Annotated in this window: 15 protein-coding genes; 9 read left to right on the top strand and 6 right to left on the bottom strand. The window is 60.1% G+C overall.

Annotated elements, in window-relative coordinates:
- Positions 1-13: 13 nt before the first annotated feature.
- From trkA to def, 4 genes are all read right to left on the bottom strand, one after another.
- Entirely contained in the window at positions 14-1,387 is a 1,374-nt protein-coding gene (gene trkA / locus AC27HQ_RS02865; RefSeq protein WP_487154380.1) for a Trk system potassium transporter TrkA, read from the bottom strand.
- The gene (gene rsmB / locus AC27HQ_RS02870) at positions 1,384-2,736 is read right to left on the bottom strand and encodes a 16S rRNA (cytosine(967)-C(5))-methyltransferase RsmB (protein WP_487154381.1); all 1,353 of its coding nucleotides are present in this window, start codon (positions 2,734-2,736) and stop codon (positions 1,384-1,386) included. Before rsmB ends, trkA begins: the two co-directional genes overlap by 4 nt.
- Positions 2,733-3,686, bottom strand: coding sequence for a methionyl-tRNA formyltransferase (fmt, locus tag AC27HQ_RS02875; protein ID WP_487154382.1), 954 nt, complete (start codon positions 3,684-3,686; stop codon positions 2,733-2,735). Before fmt ends, rsmB begins: the two co-directional genes overlap by 4 nt.
- 76 nt (positions 3,687-3,762) lie before the next feature.
- The gene (def, locus tag AC27HQ_RS02880; protein WP_487154384.1) at positions 3,763-4,275 is read right to left on the bottom strand and encodes a peptide deformylase; all 513 of its coding nucleotides are present in this window, start codon (positions 4,273-4,275) and stop codon (positions 3,763-3,765) included.
- A 138-nt stretch (positions 4,276-4,413) separates the two neighbouring features.
- On the opposite strand from def, the gene AC27HQ_RS02885 reads away from it, so the two are divergent.
- The 5 genes from AC27HQ_RS02885 (at position 4,414) to aroE (ending at position 8,983) form a co-directional block, all read left to right on the top strand.
- Positions 4,414-5,439 carry a LysM peptidoglycan-binding domain-containing protein gene (locus AC27HQ_RS02885; protein ID WP_487154385.1) on the top strand — a complete coding sequence of 342 codons (1,026 nt, stop codon included), beginning with the start codon at positions 4,414-4,416 and terminating at the stop codon, positions 5,437-5,439.
- Between the two features lie 58 nt (positions 5,440-5,497).
- Positions 5,498-6,601, top strand: coding sequence for a DNA-processing protein DprA (gene dprA, locus AC27HQ_RS02890; protein WP_487154387.1), 1,104 nt, complete (start codon positions 5,498-5,500; stop codon positions 6,599-6,601).
- 73 nt (positions 6,602-6,674) lie between these two features.
- The gene (tsaC, locus tag AC27HQ_RS02895; RefSeq protein WP_487154388.1) at positions 6,675-7,232 is read left to right on the top strand and encodes an L-threonylcarbamoyladenylate synthase type 1 TsaC; all 558 of its coding nucleotides are present in this window, start codon (positions 6,675-6,677) and stop codon (positions 7,230-7,232) included.
- Between the two features lie 18 nt (positions 7,233-7,250).
- Positions 7,251-8,174, top strand: coding sequence for an oxygen-dependent coproporphyrinogen oxidase (gene hemF / locus AC27HQ_RS02900; RefSeq protein ID WP_487154600.1), 924 nt, complete (start codon positions 7,251-7,253; stop codon positions 8,172-8,174).
- Complete coding sequence (aroE, locus tag AC27HQ_RS02905) at positions 8,174-8,983, top strand: shikimate dehydrogenase (RefSeq protein ID WP_487154389.1); 810 nt, start codon at positions 8,174-8,176, stop codon at positions 8,981-8,983. Before hemF ends, aroE begins: the two co-directional genes overlap by 1 nt.
- A 130-nt stretch (positions 8,984-9,113) precedes the next feature.
- On the opposite strand, the gene trpA is transcribed toward aroE, so the two are convergent.
- Together trpA and trpB are read right to left on the bottom strand one after the other, a co-directional pair.
- The gene (trpA, locus tag AC27HQ_RS02910; protein WP_487154390.1) at positions 9,114-9,929 is read right to left on the bottom strand and encodes a tryptophan synthase subunit alpha; all 816 of its coding nucleotides are present in this window, start codon (positions 9,927-9,929) and stop codon (positions 9,114-9,116) included.
- Positions 9,926-11,137, bottom strand: coding sequence for a tryptophan synthase subunit beta (gene trpB, locus AC27HQ_RS02915; protein WP_487154391.1), 1,212 nt, complete (start codon positions 11,135-11,137; stop codon positions 9,926-9,928). Before trpB ends, trpA begins: the two co-directional genes overlap by 4 nt.
- Positions 11,138-11,238: 101 nt before the next feature.
- On the opposite strand from trpB, the gene AC27HQ_RS02920 reads away from it, so the two are divergent.
- The 4 genes from AC27HQ_RS02920 (at position 11,239) to AC27HQ_RS02935 (ending at position 18,674) form a co-directional block, all read left to right on the top strand.
- Positions 11,239-12,120, top strand: coding sequence for a LysR family transcriptional regulator (locus AC27HQ_RS02920; RefSeq protein ID WP_487154392.1), 882 nt, complete (start codon positions 11,239-11,241; stop codon positions 12,118-12,120).
- Complete coding sequence (locus AC27HQ_RS02925) at positions 12,117-13,169, top strand: aminopeptidase (RefSeq protein WP_487154394.1); 1,053 nt, start codon at positions 12,117-12,119, stop codon at positions 13,167-13,169. Before AC27HQ_RS02920 ends, AC27HQ_RS02925 begins: the two co-directional genes overlap by 4 nt.
- Positions 13,170-13,332: 163 nt before the next feature.
- Entirely contained in the window at positions 13,333-16,719 is a 3,387-nt protein-coding gene (locus AC27HQ_RS02930; RefSeq protein ID WP_487154395.1) for a bifunctional diguanylate cyclase/phosphodiesterase, read from the top strand.
- A complete protein-coding gene (locus AC27HQ_RS02935; RefSeq protein WP_487154396.1) occupies positions 16,719-18,674 on the top strand; it encodes an acetoacetate--CoA ligase in 1,956 nt (651 codons plus the stop codon). Before AC27HQ_RS02930 ends, AC27HQ_RS02935 begins: the two co-directional genes overlap by 1 nt.
- The last annotated feature ends 5 nt before the right edge of the window (positions 18,675-18,679 follow it).

The following is an 18,679-nucleotide window of genomic DNA, read 5'->3' on the forward strand; positions in this document are numbered from 1 at the left end:
TACCTGCCCTGGCTCAGAAGAATGTCAGGCCGACCTGAAACAGGCGCTCGACATCACGAATATGTTTTTTGTTGATAACAAACAGGATGACGTGATCTTCCGATTCGATCAGTGTCGAATCATGGGCAATCAGTACTTCCTCGTTGCGCACTATGGCACCGATGGTGGTGCCCGGAGGCAGATCAATTTCGCCAATCTTGCGGCCTACTACCTTGGATGAGCGCGCATCCCCATGCGCCACCGCTTCGATCGCCTCGGCTGCACCCCGGCGCAGCGAGTAGACATTGACGATGTCGCCCCGTCGCACATGGGTCAGCAGGGTGCCGATGGTCGCCTGTGAGGGTGAGATGGCAATGTCGATTTCGCCGCCCTGCACCAGGTCGACATAGGCCGGGTTGTTGATCAGCGCCATGACCTTGCGCGCACCCAGTCGTTTGGCCAGCATCGAGGACATGATGTTGGCCTCGTCGTCGTTGGTCACGGCGCAGAAAATATCCACATCCTCGATATTTTCCTCGATCAGCAATTCCTTGTCCGAGGCGCTGCCGTGAAGCACCACAGTCTTGTCCAGATTCTGCGACAGGTAGTCGGCGCGCGATTTGTTCTTCTCGATGATGCGCACCTGATAGCGGCTTTCGATGGCCTCAGCCAGCCGCTCGCCGATATTGCCACCGCCCGCAATCATGACGCGCTTGTAGTTCTTTTCCAGGCGGCGCAGTTCACTCATGACTGCACGGATATCATGGGTGGCGGCAATGAAGAACACTTCGTCATCGGCCTCGATGATGGTATCGCCCTTGGGAATGATAGGCCGGTTCTTGCGAAAGATCGCCGCAACCCGGGTGTCCACACCGGGCATATGCTGGCGCAGGAAACGCAGTTCCTGACCGACCAGTGGCCCACCGTAATAGGCGCGTACGGCCACCAGCTGGACCTTGCCTTCGGCAAAGTCGAGCACCTGCAGTGCGCCAGGGTGCTCGATCAGGCGCTTGATGTAGGTGGTCACCGCCTGCTCGGGGCTGATCAGAACGTCAATCGGGATAGCGTCGTTATGAAACAGGCCGCCGCGGGTCAGATAAGCCGACTCACGGATACGGGCAATCTTGCTCGGGGTGCGGAACAGGGTATAGGCCACCTGACAGGCGATCATGTTGGTTTCATCGCTGCTGGTCACGGCAATCAGCATGTCGGCATCATCGGCGCCGGCCTGGCGCAGAATGGTCGGAAAGGAGCCGCGGCCGACCACGGTGCGAATATCCAGTCGATCACTGAGTTCGCGCAGGCGTGGGCCATCGGTATCGATCACGGTAATGTCGTTGGCTTCGCTGGCGAGCTCGGCGGCCAGACTGCCACCGACCTGACCGGCCCCCAGAATAATGATCTTCATGTGGCAGAAATCCCCTTGGTTTCAGGATTGTAGCTGCTGTGGACCGGGCTGGCGCTGATTTTCAGCAAGCGCGCCAGATAGAAGCCATCGTGGCCACCGGGTTGCGGGTGCAGTTGTCGCCCGTGCGGCTGGGCCAGACCATAGTCGGCCTGGATTTGCAGCTCGCGAGCACCGGCCTGACGGGCCAGAAAGGCCGCGATCACTTCGGTATTTTCTGCCGGCAGCACGGAACAGGTGGCATACACCAACTGGCCACCCACTTCGAGGGTTTGCCACAGGGCATCCAGCATCTCGCCCTGCAGTATGGCCAGGGCAGCAATGTCCTCGGCCTGGCGGGTCAACTTGATATCCGGGTGCCGACGTATTACCCCGGTCGCCGAGCACGGTGCATCAAGCAGGATGCGCTGGAACGGCTGGCCATCCCACCAGGTATCCAGATCACGGGCGTCAGCGGCCTTGAGTTCGGCCTGTAGGCCCAGGCGCTGCAGGTTGTCACTGACCCGTTGCAGGCGTGCTGGCTCCAGATCCAGCGCCGACAGGCTGGCCAGCGCTGCTTCGGATTCGAGTATCTGGCAGGTCTTGCCACCGGGTGCGCAGCAGGCATCCAGCACGCGCTGACCGGGTTTGAGATCCAGCAGCGGAGCTGCCAGTTGCGCGGCCTCGTCCTGAACACTCACCAGCCCTTCGGCAAAACCGGGCAAAGCCTGGACATCACAGGGTTGCTCGAGGGTGATGCCCTGGGCGCTGAAGGGGCAGGCATGGGCACCGATGCCGTGCTCCTGAAGTCGATCCAGGTAGCCTTGTCGGTCGGTGCGCAAGGCGTTGACGCGCAGGGTCATGGGCGGATGCTGATTGTTGGCCTGGCAGATTGCTTCCCACTGTGCCGGCCAGTCGGCCTTGAGCTGTTTCTGCAGCCAGCGCGGATGCGACAGACGAATACTGGGATCACGTTCAAGGCTGGCCAGCAGGGCCTCGGATTCACGTTGGGCACGGCGCAGCAGGGCATTCAACAGGGCCTTGGCCCAGGGTTTTTTAAGCGCCTTGACCGCATTCACGCTTTCATCAATGGCGGCATGGGCCGGAATCCGGGTAAACAGCAACTGATACAGGCCAACCAGCAGCAGGGCATGCAGATCGCGGTCGGCGGCCTTCAGCGGCTTGTCCAGCAGCAGCGAAGCCAGACCATCCAGTCGCTGGAACCAGCGCGCGGTACCAAAGGCCAGTTCGCGGGCCAGCGCCTGATCACGGGCTGCCACATGCTGTAATTGCGCGGGCAGACTGGTGCCCAGCGAGGCCTTGCCGGCCATTACCGCAACCAGTGCGTTGCAGGCAGCCAGGCGTGGACTCATTGTCCGTTACCCAGACACTGACCAGCGGCAAATTGCTCACGGCGTGCGTTGTACAGATCAGCAAAGGCCATGGCTTTGCCACCGGGTAACTGTACGCGGGTCAGGCGCAGTGCGCCTGACCCGCACGCCACCAGCAAGCCATCTTTGCTGCAGTCGAGGATCTCTCCGGGACAGCCCTGCCCCGGTTCCAGCGCTGCAGCCCAGACCTTGAAAGGTTGATCCTGCCAGCGTGCATGGGCCAGCGGCCACGGATTGAAGGCACGGATAAGGCAGTCGAGCTCGGCGGCCGGTCTTTGCCAGTCGATGATGGCATCCTGTTTACCGAGCTTGTGCGCATAGGTGGCCAGCGCATTATCCTGAATCTCGCCTTGCAGGCGACCGTTAGCCAAACCCTCGATGGCCTCCAGCAGCGCCTGTGACCCGAGCAGTGCCAGGCGGTCGTGCAGACTGCCGCCCGTCTCCTCCCTACTGATCGGGGTTGGTGCCTTGATCAGCATGGGGCCGGTATCCAGCCCCGCCTCCATCTGCATGATGGTCACGCCGCTATTGCTATCACCGGCTTCAATAGCGCGCTGAATCGGCGCTGCACCGCGCCAGCGCGGCAGCAGCGAGGCATGGCTGTTGATACAGCCGAGCCGCGGCATGTCGAGTACCGCCTGGGGCAGAATCAATCCGTAGGCCACCACCACCAGCAGATCGGCCTGTAGCGCGGCAAGTGTCGCCTGATCGTCGGGGTTGCGCAGGCGTTCCGGTTGATAGACCGGCAAGTCATGCTGCAGGGCCACCTGTTTAACCGCACTCATGGCCAGCTTCTGACCCCGACCAGCCGGGCGATCGGGTTGCGTATAGACAGCAATCACATTCAGCCCGGCATCGAGCATGGCGTGCAGATGGGTGGCGGCAAACTCCGGTGTTCCGGCAAAGACGATACGAAGGTCAGACGAGGTCATGGCGTTCCTGAGGGCTGCCGGTTGTAGCAGCAAAATAAAAAGGCTTGCCGAAGCAAGCCCTGGAGTCGTTTACCGCTCAGCCATTGGCTTGCAGTTTGTGCAGTTTTTCCAGCTTTTTGCGGATTCGGTCACGTTTCAGGTTGGACAGGTAATCGACAAACAGCTTACCGTTCAGATGGTCGCACTCGTGCTGAATGCAGACGGCCAGCAAGCCTTCACAGATTTCTTCAAAGGGCTCGCCGTTTTTGTCCAGCGCCTTGACACGAACCCGTTCCGGACGGGTCACGGTCTCGAAGAAACCAGGTACCGAGAGGCAACCTTCCTGCATTTGTTCAAGGTCGTCGGTCAGTGGCTCAAGCTCAGGGTTGATGAAAACCCGCGGCTCGTCGCCCTGTTCGGATATGTCCATGACCACAATGCGCTCATGCACGTTGACTTGCGAAGCCGCCAAACCTATGCCGGGAGCCGCATACATGGTCTCGAACATGTCCTCGACCAGCTGTTTGACGCGCGCGTCTACGACAGCCACTGGCTTGGCAATGGTACGCAGTCGCGGGTCTGGAAATTCTAAAATGTTTAATATGGCCATGTCAGTTTGTGATGCAATTGTGGAATAAATCTAATTTGTGCTGCTAAGATGATGAGCAGCTTGGAATTAAAACGGTTTTGACGTGGACAACTGTCCGTCAAATCTGATGCTGGCCTCTATAATAAAGGGATTCATGTCATGAGGAAAACATTACTCGGCCTTCTCCTGCTCTCCATGAGCATTTGGGTTCAGGCTCAGGAGTCAGTGTTTAGAGAAGGTCACCCGGAAAGGTACCAGGTAGTCAAGGGCGATACCCTCTGGGATATTGCCGGACGCTTCCTCAGCCTGCCATGGAAATGGCCGGAGATTTGGCACGCCAACCCGCAGATCGACAACCCGCACCTGATCTATCCGGGCGACATGATCTCGCTGGTGTATATCGATGGTCAACCGCGCCTGATGGTCAATCGTGGCAACGGCGGTACGATCAAGCTGTCGCCCACCGTGCGTGCCCAGCCTATCGCTGAAGCCATTCCGACCATTCCGCTGGAGGCCATCAATGCCTTCCTGAATGCCGGTCGCATCATCGATGATCCTGCCACTCTTGAAGCTACCCCCTATGTAATTGGTGGCGAAGCGGAAAGCGTGATTGCCGGTGCCGGTGGACGGGTCTACGCCCGTGGCCAAGTTGATCCGGCTATTCCCGCCTATGGCATCTACCGTCGTGGCAAGTCTTATACCGATCCCGATACCGGCGAGTTTCTCGGTCTGCATGCTCAGGAAATCGGGAATGGCAACATCCGTGCGACCGAGCGTGACATCGCGACCGTGGATGTAACCCGCACCATGCAGGAAGTGCGTATCGGCGACCGTCTGATGCCGACTGAAGAGCGTCCGGTGGCATCGACCTTCTTCCCCAGTGCGCCGGATGTCGAGGTCAATGGCCTGATTCTGGATGTGCCCAACGGCGTGACCCAGATCGGCCAGTATGATGTGGTCATCCTTAACAAGGGTGCTCGAGACGGTCTGCAGGAAGGCAGTGTGCTGGCTATCTACAAGACCGGTGAACTGGTCCGTGACCGTATTCTCAACGAGCGTATTCGTCTGCCCGATGAGCGTGCCGGTGAACTGATGGTGTTCCGCGCCTATGACAAGATGAGCTACGGCATCGTGCTCAGCGCGACCCGTCAGATGGCAATCCTGGACAAGGTTCGCAACCCCTGATAGTTCACTAACGCCGCCTGCAAAGGCGGCGTTGTTGCCTGATGATCAAGGATGATCCATGCACACTACCCTGTCAGAGCAAAGACAGGCCTTGCTTGTCCTGTCACTTCTCGATGGTCTTGGCGCACGCACGCTCACGCGCCTGTTAGAACACATCCCCTCTCCCCTGGCATTACTCGAAGCTGATCTGCTACGACTGCAGTCTGCAGGACTGAATCCGCGCGTGCTGGAATCCCTGCAGCGCTATCGGCAGGGCGACCCGCAGCTGCAAAGGCGCTTGGAACAGACCCTCAACTGGTTGGCCCAACCTGGCTGTCACCTGCTGGATAGGTTCAGTGAGGACTACCCGGCGCTGCTGCGGCAGATTGCTGACCCACCGCTGCTGCTCTATGTGCACGGCAACCCGGGACTGCTCGACGATCCGCAACTGGCGATGGTCGGTTCACGCAATCCCGGCCCGCATGGTGCTGCGACGGCCAGGCAGTTCGCCCGGCACTTCACGGAAGCGGGTTTGCTGGTGACCAGTGGCATGGCACTGGGCATCGATGGTGCCTGCCACCGGGGTGCGCTGGATGCCGGTGGGCCGACCATCGCCGTGTGGGGCACCGGATTGGCCAAGTGTTACCCCAGGCGGCATGCGGCACTGGCCGAGAGCATCGTCGAGCAGGGTGGCGCACTGGTCTCGGAGCAACCATTGGACACCGCCGCTCAGGCCGGACTCTTCCCGCGCCGCAACCGCATTATCAGTGGCCTGAGTCTGGGCACACTGGTGGTCGAGGCCAGTCTCAAGAGCGGCTCGCTGATCACTGCCCGGTTGGCGCTGGAGCAGAATCGAGAGGTGTTTGCCATGCCGGGCTCGATCCACAGCCCGCAGGCAAAGGGTTGTCACAAATTACTGCGAGAAGGGGCGCATCTGGTCGAGTCAGCCAATGATGTACTTGAGGTGCTCAGGCTGCCCTTGCTGGCGGCCCTGCAGCAGGATGTCAGCGCGGCCGCAAGCCCCGCCTCGCCGCTGTGGCCCTGGTTGGACTTTAACCCGGCCAGCGTTGACTGGTTGAGTCAGCACAGTGGCCTGTCTGTGCAACAGGTCATGCAGGAACTGCTGGATCTTGAGCTGCAGGGGCAGGTGCAGCAGAGCCCTGAGGGCTTTTCCAGACGCTGAACGGCCAAGGCTCTTGAGCCATGGCGGCGGCTCGGCTACTGTCACCGATCAGAGTATCGATTGTGAGGGCAGCATGCTGGCAAACTGGCGTATCAGGCAGGTCGAACGGGTATTACATGCAGGTGGCGTGATTGCCTATCCGACCGAGGCCGTGTGGGGGCTGGGTTGTAATCCGTGGAAGGCCGATGCGGTTGAGCGGGTTCTGAGCATCAAACAGCGGCCGGTCGAAAAAGGCCTGATTCTGGTGGCCGGCGATATCGACGAGTTTGATTTTCTGCTCTGGGACCTGCCCGACGGGCAGCTGGCCAAGTTGCGGCTTTCCTGGCCCGGCCCGAATACCTGGCTGGTGCCGCACCAGGGACGCCTGCCTGCCTGGGTTACCGGCCAGCACGATACGGTCGCCATCCGTGTCAGTGCGCACCCGCTGGTACAGCAGCTTTGCGCCGTGACCGGTCCGCTGATCTCCACCTCAGCCAATCCGGCCGGTCGGCCGCCAGCCCGCAATCGCCTGCGCATCGAACAGTATTTTCGCGGTGAGCTGGATGCCGTGGTACCCGGCGCCTTGGGTGGTCAGCGTAATCCCAGTATCATTCGCGACCTGCTCACCGAGCAGATTATTCGCCCCGCTTGAGGATGCCCCGTGAACAGGATGCCAACCGCCACTGATGTGGCTGCGGTCAAAGACTATCTGATGGCTTTGCAGGATCGCATCTGTGCTGCGCTGCAGGCAGCAGATGGTGGCGGCTGCTTTGTCGAAGACAGCTGGGAGCGGCCCGGTGGTGGTGGCGGACGTTCACGCATCATGGAACAGGGTGCCGTGCTGGAAAAGGGTGGCGTGGGCTTTTCCCATGTCTTTGGTGATGGCATGCCGCCCTCCGCTACTGCGCACCGGCCCGAACTGGCCGGTCGCCATTTTCAGGCCATGGGTGTCTCCCTGGTCATGCACCCGGACAATCCGCACATCCCGACATCACATGCCAACGTGCGGTTTTTTATTGCCGAAAAGGCCGACGCTGACCCGGTCTGGTGGTTTGGTGGTGGCTTTGATTTGACCCCCTACTACGCCAACGAACAGGATTGCGTGCACTGGCACCGGGTAGCGCGGGACGCCTGTGAACCCTTTGGCGATGAGGTCTATCCGCGTTACAAGGCCTGGTGCGACGAGTACTTCTTTCTCAAGCATCGCAACGAAGCCCGTGGTATTGGTGGGCTGTTCTTCGATGACCTGAATGAATGGGGTTTCGAGCGCAGTTTCGCCTTCCTGCGTGCCATTGGCGATGCCTACATCGAGGCCTATCTGCCGATCATCGAGCGTCGCCGTCATCTCGGCTGGACAGCTGAACAAAAGGCCTTTCAGGAATATCGCCGCGGCCGTTACGTGGAGTTCAACCTGGTCTGGGATCGGGGCACCCTGTTCGGCCTGCAAACCGGTGGGCGCACGGAATCCATTCTCATGTCGCTGCCGCCAACGGTGCGTTGGGGCTACAACTGGCAGGCTGCACCCGGCTCACCCGAGGCGCGGCTGGAGGACGAGTTTCTGCCGCCGCGCGACTGGTTGGGAGGTTCACACTGATGGATCGTTATGCGGTTATAGGTAACCCGATCAGCCACAGCAAGTCACCTTTGATTCATGGCCTGTTTGCCGAGCAGACCGGGCAGCAACTGCGTTATGAGGCACTACTGGCGCCGCTGGATGGCTTTGCCCAGACGCTGCAGCAGTTTATGCGTGAGGGTAAGGGCGTGAATGTCACCGTGCCGTTCAAGGAGCAGGCCTGGGAGCTGGTCAACCAGCATAGCGAGGCAGCCTACAAGGCCGGCGCAGTGAATACCATAGTGCGCCAGGGTGATGGCAGCCTGCTCGGTGATAACACCGATGGGCGTGGGCTGGTGCACGATATTCAGGTCAATGCCGGTTTGTCGCTGAGTGGGTTGCGCGTGTTGCTGGTCGGCGCCGGTGGGGCTGCCCGAGGTGTGATTCAGCCATTGATGGCCGCCGGCGTCGATCAGTTGTGTGTGGTCAATCGCACTGTGCCCAAGGCGGAGGCCTTGGCGGCGTTGTTTGTTGATGATGGCCCGATCAGTGCCGCGGGTTTTCAGTGGATCGAAGAGCCGGTGGACCTGATCATCAACGCCACCTCCGCCAGCCTTGGTGGTGAATTGCCGGGCATCTCAGCCAAACTGATTCGTCCCGGTCATACGGTCTGCTACGACATGATGTATGCCAAGGAGCCCACGGTATTCAACCGTTGGGCGGCCGAGCAGGGTGCAGTGCGCTGCCTGGATGGGCTGGGCATGCTGGTTGAGCAGGCCGCCGAAGCCTTTCTGCTCTGGCGCGGCGTGCGTCCGGATACCACCCCGGTGCTGGCCGCGTTGCGCGGATAACCGACGCGACGCCGTTGATCTCAAGTTAAGCTGTGGTCTGGATGATCCTTGGTCGAGTTTCATCTCGACCAAGGGATGCCGCGCGCAGCGTCGCTGATCCTGAGAGCCAGCGGCCTGCCCATCGGTGGTACTACTGATTCCGCGCCTGACGCACCGCCTGCGACAGCGCCGACACCAGACTCAGGACATCCTTGACCCCCTGCTCCGGCGTGTCGGCTTTGGCGATCTGTTCGACCAGCGCCGAACCCACCACCACACCCTGCGCATCGAGGGCGAATTGTGCAGCTTGCTCCGGTGTGCGAACACCAAATCCGACGCACACCGGCAGGTCCGTCTGTTGCGCTATGGCGCCGAGGGCGTCACGCACTACGGCATTGTCGGCCTGACCAACGCCGGTCACGCCATTCAGCGAGACGTAGTAGAGAAAGCCGCTAGCCCGATCCAGTACGGCGGGCAAGCGTTTCGCGTCGGTGGTCGGAGTGGCCATGCGGATCATGTCCAGACCGGCTGCGCGGGCCAGTGGCCCCAGTTCACTGTCATGCTCGGCGGGCAGATCGACGATCAGCAAGCCATCGACGCCGGCTTCGACGGCATCACGCATGAAGGCATCCGGGCCATAGCGGTAGATCGGGTTGTAATAGCCCATCAGCACCAGCGGGGTATGCTGATCATCACGGCGGAAGGCCCTGACCATCTCCAGGGTTTTCAGCTGCGTCTGTCCGGCATTCAGGGCGCGGACCGCTGCCGCCTGAATGGTCGGGCCATCGGCCATCGGGTCACTGAAGGGCATGCCCAGTTCGATTACATCGGCCCCGGCGCCCGGCAACTGCTTGAGCAGCGACAGACTGGCGTCATAACCGGGGTCGCCGGCACAGATATAGGTGACCAGCGCGGCGCGGTTGGCAGTTTTCAGTTCGGCAAAACGTTGGGCTAGACGGGCGCTCATGCGGACTTCTCCATCAGACGCAGGACGGTGGGCATGTCCTTGTCGCCACGCCCCGACAGGTTGATGACCATCAGGTGATCCTTGGGCAGCAAGGGCGCACGCTTGGCCACTTCGGCCAGCGCATGGGCCGTTTCCAGTGCCGGAATAATGCCTTCCTGGCGGCAGCACAGGTGAAAGGCTTCAAGGGCTTCAGTGTCCGTTACAGCGCTGTATTCGACACGGCCCTGCTCGTGCAACCAGGCGTGTTCGGGACCAATACCGGGGTAATCCAGACCGGCCGAGACCGAGTGGGCATCGGTAATCTGACCGTCGGCATCCTGCAGCAGGTAGGTGCGGTTGCCATGCAGTACCCCGGCTACCCCGCCCTTCAGGCTGGCGGCATGCTTGCCGCTATCCAGACCTTCGCCTGCGGCTTCGACGCCGATCATCTGAACGCTGGCATCATCGAGGAAGGGATGGAACAGGCCCATGGCATTGGAGCCGCCGCCAATACAGGCGATCAGACTGTCGGGCAGGCGACCTTCACGGGCCAGCATCTGCACCCGGGTTTCCCGGCCGATCACCGCCTGAAACTCGCGGACCATGCTTGGATAGGGGTGCGGACCGGCAACGGTGCCGATCATGTAAAAAGTGTTCTCGACATTGGTGACCCAGTCGCGCAGCGCCTCGTTCATGGCGTCCTTGAGCGTGCCGGTGCCGGAGGTGACAGGGACGATCTCGGCGCCCATCAGACGCATGCGCGATACGTTATCGCGTTGACGATCAATATCGGTAGCGCCCATGTAGACCACGCAGGGCAGGCCAAAGCGTGCGGCCACCGTTGCCGTGGCGACACCGTGCATGCCGGCACCGGTCTCGGCAATGATCCGGGTCTTGCCCATGCGCTTGGCCAGCAGTACCTGGCCAATGCAGTTGTTTATCTTGTGCGCGCCGGTGTGGTTAAGCTCTTCGCGTTTGAAGTAGATCTTGGCCCCGCCAAACAGCTCGGTCAGCCGCTCGGCGTAGTAAAGCGGGCTGGGGCGGCCAACGAATTCAGCCTGAAACCGGTCCATCTCGGCGAGAAAGCCCGGCTCGGCCATGGCCGTGTTGAAGGCCTGCTCAAGGTCAAGAATCAGTGGCATCAGCGACTCGGCGACGAAGCGACCGCCAAACTGACCAAACTGACCCTGGGCATCGGCGCCCTGGCTGAAGCGATTGGAACTGTGCATGGATTTACCCTCCGTTTGCGATGGGTTACACAATAGGGCAGGCCGGCCAGGGAAAAAATCGATAAGATGGCTGCAACCTGTGAGAAAAAGTGACCAATACCATGTCCAGAGATCTGCCGTCGCTCAATGCTTTAAAGGCCTTCGAGGTGGCTGCCCGGCTGGAAAGTGTGAGCCAGGCGGCAGATGTGCTGCATGTGACCCACGGTGCGGTCAGTCGCCAGATTCGCAGTCTGGAGACCGAGCTGGGCGTCAGTCTGTTCGACAAAGCCGGTCGTGGCGTGCAACTCACCGAAGCGGGTCGACGCCTGCGCGATGCCAGCCGAGAGGCGTTTGACAGTCTGCGGCTGGCCTGCGAAGAGATTCGCCAGCGTGATCAGGCGACCCCTTTTCTTCTGGCTTGCCCGGGCAGCTTGCTAGCCCGCTGGTTTATTCCGCGGCTAGATCGACTGAATGCGGCTTTGCCAGAGCTGAATCTGCATCTCTCCGCCAGTGAAGGCGAGCTGGACCCGCGCAAATCGGGGGTCAGCGCCACCCTGTTGTTTGCCGAGCCACCCTGGCCAGCCGACATGCAGGTGTATCCATTGGCTGCTGAACGTATTGGCCCGGTTTTCAGCCCGCGCTATGCCGGCGCAGCCGCACTGCAGGACCAACCCCTGTCCGCTTTGTGCCAGGAGGCCTTGCTGCATACCCGCTCACGTCCCCAGGCCTGGTCAGACTGGGCGCGAGCCTGCGGCATGGATCCGGCTGGTCTGCACCAGGGCCAAGCTTTTGAGCATTTGTATTATTTGCTCGAGGCGGCGCTGTCCGGTCTGGGTGTGGCTATCGCGCCGCAACTGCTGGTCGCTGACGATATCGCCAACGGTCGTCTGCTGGCCCCCTGGGGTTTTGTCGATACGCCTAACCAGTTGGCGCTCTGGGTGCCTGCACGGCAACCACAACAGCAGGCGCGGGTGCTGGTCGACTGGCTGGAGGCCAACCTGTGAGGCTGCGCAGTCTGGTTCTTTGCTGCAGCCTGCTATGGCTTGGTGGTTGCTCAACGCTGGGCTACCTGAATCACACCTGGCAGGGCCAGCGCGAGGTTATGCGCCTGAGCGTGCCGGTGGTCGAGATCCTCACCGATCAGGATGCCGATCCGGCGTTGAAAACACGTCTGGCATTAGCGCTGCAAGCCAGACGCTTTGCCAGCGAGCAACTCGGGCTGCCGGACAATGCCAGTTACACCGCCTACAGCGCGCTACCCCGGCCCTATGTGTTGTGGAACCTGTTTGTCACCCCGCCGTTGTCGATGGCGCCGCAGCAGCATTGTTACCCGCTGGCGGGCTGCATTGCCTACAAGGGCTACTTCGATCAGCAGTTGGCCGAACAGGCGGCACAAGCATGGCGTGAGCAGGGCATGGACGTGTATGTGGCTGGTATCCCGGCTTATTCGACCCTGGGCTGGTACGACGATCCCCTGCTCAGCTCGATGCTGCATTGGAGTGATGACTATGTGGCCGGGCTGATTTTTCACGAACTGGCCCATCAGCAGTTCTATGTGCGCAACGACACTGCCTTCAACGAATCCTTTGCCAGCTTTGTCGAACAGCAGGGTCTGCGTCAGTGGCGCCAGGAACGTAATCTGCCAAGCCCGGATATCAACATTGAGCAGCAGCGCCGCGAGTTTGTTGAGCTGATGCTGCGGGCGCGTGCGGATCTGACCGAGCTGTTTGCCAGCCAGCTGCCCTCTGATCAGCAATTGGCCGCCAAGGCCGCCCGTTTCCAGCAATTGCAGAGCGATTATCAGCACTGGCGTGATCAGCACTGGGCGGGCAGCCCGCGTTACGACGGGTTTTTCACCGAACCGCTAAGCAATGCCCATTTGCTGCCCTTTGGTCTTTATGATCAGTGGGTCCCGGCCTTTGCTATGCTGTTTGAGCAGTCAGGTAAAGACTGGCCTGTTTTTTACTCGGCGGTCAGGCAGCTGGGTCGCCTGTCGCCCGAGCGTCGAGAGGCGGCTTTGCACGCATTGCAGTTGGCCAGTGAGAAGCTATAGTGGCTAAGTAATATTGTGCTCTTGCCCTTGTCGATCCCTAGTGCTTTGCATGTAAGGTTTGAATGCCTGTCCTGGCGCTTGACTGCGCTGCCAGAGTTCAACAAGAGAGGCATGATGCGCTGCAGCTTGCTGGTAAAACAACCTGGCCCAAGGACTGGATGCCATGACTGATCATGATCTAGCAGAAGAGCGCACGAGATTGCAGCCGCCCCGTGCCCACTGGTTGGCCGCGTTGTTGACTGCCCTTATTAGCGGCGTGCTGGCATTCATTATTGGTTACGGTCTGCACCAGCATAATCGCATGCAGCACGAGCAACAGTTTGCCGAACGTGTGCAGGCGCATGCACAAGGTATTGCCGATCACGTTCACCGCAGTCTGGGCGCGGTTTATACCCTGGGCGCCATGGTCCAGGTTTCTGCGCAGGAGATTGATAACTTTCAGCTGCTGGCTGAAGAGCTGAGCAGCTATTTTCCCGGCACATCCATATTGGCCTTGGCCAAGGATGGTGTGGTCAGCCAGGTCTGGCCAGAGCCGGGGAATGAGGGGGAAATGCAGCGGGATTTGCTGCAGGACCCCGAGCGCGGCGCAGACGCGCTTCAAGCGCTGCAAAACAAGAGTCTGACCCTCTCCAACGCCTTTTATCTGGCCCAGGGCGACCGTGCCCTGGCCGGCCGTCTACCGGTATTTGTCAGTGATGCGCGCGGTTCTGACCGCTTCTGGGGTTTTGCCGTGGCGGTTTTGCACATGGACACTATCGAGCAACTGCCTGATGTGCAGGGTATGTATCAGCAGCAACTGGATTTCCGCCTGTGGCGTCTGGACCCGAACAGTGGTCAGCGTGACTTGCTGCTACCGCTAAACCAGCAGCAGGCACTGGTTGCACCCCTTGAGGTATCACTGGACCTGCCCAACGCCTACTGGATTTTGAGCGTCGAACCGCCGCCGGTTCCGCAGCTCTGGCAGCGTGCGTTGATCATGTTTCTGGTAGGGCTGGTAACCAGTATTGCGCTGGGATACTCGGTTTTGCAGTTACTCAATATGCGCTGGCAACGCATGAACCTCGAGACCCTGGTTGCCGAGCAGACGCGCTCGGCGGTGGAGGCGCGCAACGATATGGCGGCGGTGATTCATGCCGTGCCGGATCTATTGTTCGAGTTGGATGGTGAGGGCCACTACCATAAATTCTATTCCCACAGCCCTGAGCTGCTGCAGGGCTCGTTCGAGGAGATCAAGGGTCGTCCCGTGTCCGAGGTGCTGCCCAACCAGGCGGCGGTGCAGGTGATGGCGGCGCTGGCCGAGGCCGGACTCAATGGCTGGTCCAGTGGCTACAGCTTTCCGCTGCGGGCTGCCGAGGGTGAACAGTGGTTTGAACTCTCGGTGGCGCACAAGGCCTCCCGGCCCGGGGAGGGAGAGCGCTTTATCGTGCTGTCCCGGGACATTACCCAGCGCAAGTTCTCAGAAGAGCAGAATCGTCAGCTGTTGGCACGTTACCAGTCCTTTGTCAGTGCCTCGAATACCGGCGCCTGGGAGTACCACGTCAGCTCGGGACGCCTGGAGTTGAGTGATGAGTATTTTCTGATGCTTGGCTATGATCCGGCTGAACAGCAACATGACCCCCGCTATGGCTCTTTGCAGGTCTGGATTGACTTGCTGCATCCGGCCGATCGTGATGCTGCCACCGAGTGTTTTTCCGAGTACTACAGTGCGCCTTCGCAGCGCATGTATGAGAACCGATTTCGCGCTCTGAATGCTGCGGGCGAGTGGGTTTGGATTCTGGCCCGAGGCCGCTTCTTGATTGATGAGAACGAGAGCTTCAGTGATTTGATCGTCGGTACGCATATCGATATCAATGACACAGTCCGTGCTGGCGAAGAACTGAAACTGGTAGGCCAGGTATTCGAGCAAAGCAGCGAGGCCTTTTTGATCACAGATGCCTACCAGCGCATCGTCAAGGTGAATCAGGCGTTTATCGACATAACAGGCTTTACTGCCGAAGACGCGCTGGGCAACACGCCGGCCATGCTCTCTTCCGGTCAGCATGACAAAACCTTTTACCAGCAGATGTGGTCAGAAATCGAGCAAAACGGCCGCTGGCAGGGCGAAGTCTGGAACCGCCGCAAGGATGGCAGCCTGTATCCGGAATGGCTGCGTATCAGTCGTATGCTCGATAGCCAGGGCAAGGTCAGTCATTATGTTGCTGTCCTGAGTGATATCACCCAGCGCAAGGCGGATGAGCAGCATATCCACCAGTTGGCCTACTTTGATGTGCTGACCGGCCTGCCCAATCGCACCATGTTTGAAGAGCGCGCCCAGATGGCCCTGAGCCTGGCTGAGCGGCATGGCAAGCAACTGGCCTTGATGTTTATCGATCTGGACAACTTCAAGAACGTTAATGATTCACTCGGTCATCAGGTGGGCGATGCCCTGCTGGTGGCCTTTGCCAACAGGCTGACCAAACTGCTGCGCGACGAGGACACCCTGTCACGCACCGGTGGTGACGAATTTATTCTGATTCTGCCCGAGGTCGATGGCGATGGCGCCGCGCATATTGCCCAGCGCATCATCAATGCCATGGCCGTCTCCCTGTATGCCGCCGGGCATGATCTGACGGTGACCGCTTCCATCGGTATTGCTCTGTACCCGGATGATGCGCAGGATCTGGTCAGTCTGCACAGCAATGCCGATATCGCCATGTACCGGGCCAAACAGGATGGGCGCAACGGGTACAGCTTCTTTATGCCGACCATGCAGACCCATTATGTGCGCACGCTGCAGATCGAAAACGCCCTGCGCCATGCCTTGGCGTTGGGTCAGTTGAGTGTATATTTTCAGCCCCAGCACCGTCTGGCCGATGATGTGCTGATAGGAGCGGAAGCGCTGCTACGCTGGACACATCCAGAGCTGGGCAGTGTTTCTCCGGCTGAATTCATCTCCGTTGCAGAAAATAGTGGTTTGATCATCCCGATTGGCGAATGGGTTCTGGCTGAGTCATTGCGGCAAGTAGCACGCTGGCATGCGTCAGGCTATGGCGATTTGAGTGTGGCGGTTAACCTGTCTGCCGGGCAATTTCGCGATGCCAACTTGCTCGGCAAGATCAGCGCCCTGCTGGACAGTACCGGTATTCCAGCGCGGGCGCTGGAGCTGGAGTTGACTGAAAGCATTACCATGCATGACCCGCAGAGTGCCATCCAGATCATTGATACGCTGAACGCGCTGGGCCTGAAAATGGCCCTGGACGACTTCGGCACCGGCTACTCCTCGATGAGTTATCTGAAGCGCTTTCATCTGCACAAGATCAAGATTGACCAATCCTTTATCCGCGACCTGACTGCGGGCAGTGAGGATGCCGCCATCGTCAATGCCACCATTACCCTTTCAAATACATTGGGGATGCAGAGCCTGGCCGAGGGTGTGGAAACCGAGGTGCAGCGGGACTTTTTGCGCCAGGCCGGCTGCGGTTTTGCCCAGGGTTACTTCTACAGCCGGCCCTTGCCGGCCCAGGCCTTTATTGATTACATGACCAGCTGCTCCAGGGGAAAGCCTGCGTAATGACCTCAGAAATACTCTATCAGCCCGATCAACAGCGTCAGAACAGCAGCAACATGGCGCACTACCGTGACGGGTTGCACCGCCAGGGACACGAGCCGGGTCCGGATTATGCGTCTTTGCATGCCTGGTCGATTGCTGATCCGGCTCGCTTCTGGGGCAGCATCTGGACCTATACCGGGGTGCTGGCCGAGCCGTTGAGCGGTCCGATTCTGGCGAATGCGGCCATGCCCGATGCACAGTGGTTTCCTCAGGCCAGACTGAATTTTGCCGAAAACCTCCTGCGCCATCAGTCCGCCGAACACTTGCAGCGCACCCGTGTCTTTGCCCGCTCGGAGACCCGAGATGACATCAGGCTCAGCGGCGCCGATCTGAACCAGCAGGTGGCGGCACTGGCCAGTTGGATGCGCTCGATCGGTATCCAGGCCGGTGATCGTGTCGCCGCCGTACTGGGTAACACCCCGGAAGCCCTGGTTGGCATGCTCGCCAGTGCCAGTATCGGTGCGATCTGGTCGTCCGCCTCACCGGATTTTGGCAGTGCCGGGATACTGGATCGCTTTGGTCAGATCACCCCCAGGGTACTGATCTGTGTGAATGGCTACGGTTATGGCGGCAAGCGCTTTGAGCGGCAGTCACAGGCGCTTGAGCTGGCGCAGCAACTACCGACGGTCGAGCAGGTACTGATGGTTCGGCAGTTGCCGGATGCGCCCTTGGCCGAGGGGGTGCTGGAATGGGATGCGGTGCTCGCTGCGCATCAGGGCGCGGCACTGCAGTTTGAGCGCCTGCCCTTTGATCACCCGCTGTACATTCTCTACTCCTCCGGCACTACCGGTGTACCCAAGTGCATTGTTCATGGCGCCGGTGGCACCCTGCTGCAACACAGCAAGGAACTGCTGTTGCATGCGGATCTGAAGGCGGACGATGTGCTGTTCTATTTCACCACCTGCGGCTGGATGATGTGGAACTGGTTGGCTTCAGGCTTGTTGACCGGCGCCGAGCTGGTGCTGTTTGACGGTAATCCGGGATACCCCGATCTGGAACGACTCTGGCAATTGGCCGAGGACCGTCAGGTGACGCACTTTGGCACCAGCGCCAAGTTCCTTGGCAGTTGCCGCAATGCCCGTCTGCAGCCGGGACAAAGCCACGACCTGAGCGCTCTGCGGGTGTTGTTGTCGACTGGCTCGCCGCTGTTGCCGGAGGATTTCGACTGGGTCTATCAGGCGGTCAAGGCTGATCTGCTGCTCGGCTCGATTTCCGGCGGCACCGATATTGTCTCCTGCTTTGTTGGCTGTAGCCCGCTGTTGCCGGTACGCCGGGGCGTCATCCAGTGCCGGATGCTGGGTATGGATGTGCAGGCCATGAACGAGCAGGGCGAGGTGGTTCTGGGTGAGCGCGGAGAGCTGGTCTGCCTGCAACCGGCACCCTGCATGCCGATCGGCTTCTGGAATGATGTGGATGGCAGTCGTTACCGGGATGCGTATTTTTCCCGCTTCCCTGGGGTATGGGCGCACGGCGATTATATCGAGTTCGATAGCCAGGGTGGCTGCGTCATTCACGGCCGCAGCGACGCCACCCTGAATCCCGGAGGCGTGCGTATTGGCACCGCAGAAATCTACCGGCAGGTGGAAACCCTGGATGAGATAGCCGACAGCCTGGTGGTCGGTCAGAACTGGCAGGGTGATGTGCGCATTGTGCTACTGCTGGTTATGAATCCAGGTTACTCGCTGGATGAGGCGTTGCAGCAGCGCCTGCGCCAACGTATCCGCGATACTGCCAGCCCGCGTCATGTACCGGCACGGATAGTGGCCGTGCAGCAGATTCCCTATACGCGCAGTGGCAAGAAGGTCGAGTTGGCGGTGGCCAAGCTGTTGCGTCGCGAGCCGGTTACCAACCGCGACGCGCTGGCCAACCCCGAAGCACTGGATGAGATTGCCGGACTGGCCGTACTCTGGCGCTGAATCTC

The sequence above is a fragment of the Halopseudomonas sp. 4NH20-0008 genome, from assembly GCF_057548395.1.

Bases quoted from the DNA above. Each gene is read 5' to 3' on its own strand.
- dprA (WP_487154387.1), top strand. From the start codon at position 5,498: ATGCACACTACCCTGTCAGAGCAAAGACAGGCCTTGCTTGTCCTGTCA.
- hemF (WP_487154600.1), top strand. From the start codon at position 7,251: ATGCCAACCGCCACTGATGTGGCTGCGGTCAAAGACTATCTGATGGCT.
- AC27HQ_RS02920 (WP_487154392.1), top strand. From the start codon at position 11,239: ATGTCCAGAGATCTGCCGTCGCTCAATGCTTTAAAGGCCTTCGAGGTG.
- AC27HQ_RS02935 (WP_487154396.1), top strand. From the start codon at position 16,719: ATGACCTCAGAAATACTCTATCAGCCCGATCAACAGCGTCAGAACAGC.
- rsmB (WP_487154381.1), bottom strand. From the start codon at position 2,736: ATGAGTCCACGCCTGGCTGCCTGCAACGCACTGGTTGCGGTAATGGCC.
- trpB (WP_487154391.1), bottom strand. From the start codon at position 11,137: ATGCACAGTTCCAATCGCTTCAGCCAGGGCGCCGATGCCCAGGGTCAG.
- AC27HQ_RS02885 (WP_487154385.1), top strand. From the start codon at position 4,414: ATGAGGAAAACATTACTCGGCCTTCTCCTGCTCTCCATGAGCATTTGG.
- aroE (WP_487154389.1), top strand. From the start codon at position 8,174: ATGGATCGTTATGCGGTTATAGGTAACCCGATCAGCCACAGCAAGTCA.
- trkA (WP_487154380.1), bottom strand. From the start codon at position 1,387: ATGAAGATCATTATTCTGGGGGCCGGTCAGGTCGGTGGCAGTCTGGCC.
- trpA (WP_487154390.1), bottom strand. From the start codon at position 9,929: ATGAGCGCCCGTCTAGCCCAACGTTTTGCCGAACTGAAAACTGCCAAC.
- tsaC (WP_487154388.1), top strand. From the start codon at position 6,675: ATGCTGGCAAACTGGCGTATCAGGCAGGTCGAACGGGTATTACATGCA.
- def (WP_487154384.1), bottom strand. From the start codon at position 4,275: ATGGCCATATTAAACATTTTAGAATTTCCAGACCCGCGACTGCGTACC.
- AC27HQ_RS02930 (WP_487154395.1), top strand. From the start codon at position 13,333: ATGACTGATCATGATCTAGCAGAAGAGCGCACGAGATTGCAGCCGCCC.
- fmt (WP_487154382.1), bottom strand. From the start codon at position 3,686: ATGACCTCGTCTGACCTTCGTATCGTCTTTGCCGGAACACCGGAGTTT.